The organism is Robinsoniella sp. (genome assembly GCF_034124845.1).
Map to the genome: position 1 here is coordinate 1 of NZ_JAWYAJ010000164.1, position 3,294 is coordinate 3,294.

The following is a 3,294-nucleotide window of genomic DNA, read 5'->3' on the forward strand; positions in this document are numbered from 1 at the left end:
GGCATCTCAGAAGAAACCATGATAACACCTTTGCCCTTAGAAGCCAAGTCAATAATCAGCTGATAGATTTCATATTTAGCTCCAACATCAATACCTCTAGTCGGCTCATCTAAGAGCAGGATCTCCGGTTCTGTTAAAAGCCATCTCCCGATAATTACCTTTTGCTGGTTTCCACCGGAAAGACTTCGAATTGCTGTCTTTTGGGATGGCGTCTTGACTTTCATACTGTCAATTACCCATTTTGTATCTTCTGTCATCTTTTTATTATCCAGTAATCCCAGTTTACTGTATCGGTCTATATTCGCAATGACACTGTTAAATAGAATATTCAACCCTCCAAAAATTCCGGTAGCTCGCCGTTCTTCTGTAAGAAGGGCAAAGCCGTTCTTGATCGCTGTTCTGGAATCTTTATTGTCAACCGGCTTGCCATGAAGCAGGATCTCCCCTTCGCTCTTATGGGCAATACCAAAAATAGTTTCAATTAATTCGGTTCTTCTGGAACCTACCAGACCTGCAATCCCAAGGATTTCTCCTTTATGCAGTTCAAAAGAAGCATCGATTACGGATGGCTGGTATTTTCCGGTTAAGTGCTTCACCTCCAGGATCACTTCTCCCATTTTGTTGGTTTTCGGTGGGAAACGGTTTGTCAGATCACGACCAACCATTAATTTAATGATCTTGTCTGTGGTCAGTTCTGCCGCAGATTTGGTATCTACCCACTGGCCGTCACGCATGATGGTAACTTCATCTGAAATTTCCAGAATCTCTTCCATCTTATGAGATATGTATACAATTGCACATCCCTGATCTCTTAAACGGTTAATAATACGAAACAGATGATCTACTTCTTCCTGCGTAAGAGAAGAGGTCGGCTCATCTAATACCAGAATTTTCGCATTGTAAGATACCGCTTTGGCGATCTCTACCATCTGTCTTTGAGAAACTGACAGCTTCGCCATTTTTGATTTGGGATCTACATCGATTTCTAATTTATCAAATACCTTTTTTGTTTCTTCATACATAGAACGCTGACTGATAATTCCGCCTCTGCTTGGATATCTTCCCAGCCAGATATTATCCATAACATCTCTTTGCAATACCTGATTCAATTCCTGATGTACCATTGCAACTCCATTTTCCATTGCCTGTTTGGGATTGGAAAATTTCGTCTTCTTTCCCTCTACGATTATCTCTCCGCCATCTTCATCATAAACACCAAATAAACACTTCATTAAGGTAGATTTTCCGGCGCCGTTTTCACCCATCAGTGCATGGACGGTGCCAGGCCTTAATTTTAATTGTGCATGATCAAGGGCCTTTACACCTGGAAACTGCTTTTCAATATCTATCATTTCCAAAACATATTTTTCTGCCATATTCCATTCACCACTTTTCCTTTACTTAGCAACTGCACAGTCAGATTACCTACACTGTGCAGTTACCTATTCCATATTTATTTGCCTGTAAATTCCTGATAAGGGATACGGATTGCATATCCGGTATCATCAAACTGATATTCTGTTCCGTCAATTGCGCTCTTTCCTTCAGCCAGGTTTAAACCTGTTGCAAATAATGCTTCTGCCATTGCAGGTGCATCCTGAAGAACTGTTCCGGACATGAAGCCCTGTTTGATTAAATCCTGTGCTGCTTCAGTTGCATCAACACCGTAAACCGGGATAAATTTCTCAGCATCGCCGTTGTTGTAGCCCTGTGCCTGTAATGCTGCGATTGCACCCTGTGCCATACCATCGTTATTAGCAATTACAACTTCAATTTTATCGCCTAATTTTGAAAGCCATGCTTCTGTTGCATTCTGTGCCAATGACTGATCCCAGTTACAAACCTGGATTTCCAGCTGCTCTGTTTTAATTCCTGCTTCTTCAACAGTCTTTACAGAATATTCGGTTCTTGCAACTGCTTCCGGGTTATCCGGTTCGCCTTTTAACATTACATATTGCAGAACGCCATCGCCGTTCTTGTCATATTTAGCAGTGTCAGCATTCCAAAGATCTGCGATCATCTTACCCTGGATAATACCGGCATCTTTTGCATTGGTTCCTACGAAACATGCCTTGTCATAAGATTTGATAGCCGTTTGGTCAACTGGTTCTCTGTTAAAGAATACAACTGGCTTGTCCGCTGCTTTGATTTTATCCACTACGGTCTGCGCTGCTCCGGTATCATTTAAATTAACCATCAGAAGATCTACATTTTTCTGAAGAATTGTATCTATACTGTCATTCTGTGTAGGCTGGTCACCCTTGCCGTCATAGAAAGTAAAGTTAACCTTGTCCGGATTTTCTTTTTGAATCTTTTCCAGGTTCTGTCTTACAGTAGAGATATAAGTATCATCAAATTTATAAAGAAATACTCCTACTTCTTTTACGCCGGCTGTATCTCCGCTGGCTTCATCTTTCGCTGCTGTGTCTCCCTGAGCTTCTTTTGTTTCAGCAGTTGTACCTGCTTCTGTGGCTTTTGATGTTGCATTGGATTCGGTGGATGAAGATCCACAGCCTGCCAATAAAGCTACTGATGTACATGCTGCTAAACCGAGTGCTAAAAATCTTTTTGTCTTTCTCATGGAATGTCCTCCCTTTTCTTTGTACATTTTGTACATGTTTTTTATTCATCTTTCGTTGTTATTATATATTTATTGACCTTAATACTCCATACAAATTTATTAGGAAAAATATAGAATTTCTTAAGGTCTGTCTAAAAATTGCTTTCTGCAGGCTTTATGTTCCAGTTAGAATAAAAAATAGATCCTCTTCTATAAAATTTATAGATGAGGATCCATTTTTCACCTTACTTTTTTATTCCGGAATATACCGGATTAGCATTGAAAGATCATTTTGCTTGTAATCTGATCTCGTTGCTGTACTTGCCATAGACATTCTTACCATTTGATTTCCTGTAAGCACGTACTCTGTAAGTATAAGTTTTGCCTTTTTTCACCGTCTTATCTCTAAAATTGGTGGTTTTGCGGTCTACAACTCCGATGCGTCTCCAGGTTTTACCTGTTTTTCTGTAAACACGGTATCCGGTTACTACAGAAGATACTTTTTTCCAGGTTACCTTTACACTTCCTTTTGTTGCCTTGGCATTGATTGTCGGGCTCTGGGGAACTGCTTTTATGGAAACTTTATTATACTTGCTGTAAACTGTTTTTCCATCTGCTTTTTTATAGGCTTTTACCGCAAATTTGTATTTCTTGCCAAGCTCAGCTTTTTTGTATACATAGGATGTAGTACTGTTTTTCTTGATTGTTTTAACTGTTTTCCATCCTTTGCCGGT

General features: G+C 39.8%; 3 protein-coding genes. All 3 read right to left on the bottom strand.

The window, feature by feature from the left end; translation table 11 throughout:
• Positions 1-1,376, bottom strand: a 1,376-nt coding sequence (locus tag ACH2DQ_RS07785) for an ATP-binding cassette domain-containing protein (protein ID WP_395026243.1), incomplete at its 3' end; no start/stop codon positions are given.
• Positions 1,377-1,453: 77 nt separating this feature from the next.
• Positions 1,454-2,581 carry a galactose ABC transporter substrate-binding protein gene (locus tag ACH2DQ_RS07790; protein WP_394911236.1) on the bottom strand — a complete coding sequence of 376 codons (1,128 nt, stop codon included), beginning with the start codon at positions 2,579-2,581 and terminating at the stop codon, positions 1,454-1,456.
• A 266-nt stretch (positions 2,582-2,847) separates the two neighbouring features.
• Positions 2,848-3,294, bottom strand: a 447-nt coding sequence (locus tag ACH2DQ_RS07795) for a fibronectin type III domain-containing protein (protein WP_395026246.1), incomplete at its 5' end; no start/stop codon positions are given.

Excerpts from the sequence above, each read along its gene's own strand:
- ACH2DQ_RS07790 (WP_394911236.1), bottom strand. The coding sequence starts at position 2,581 with ATGAGAAAGACAAAAAGATTTTTAGCACTCGGTTTAGCAGCATGTACA.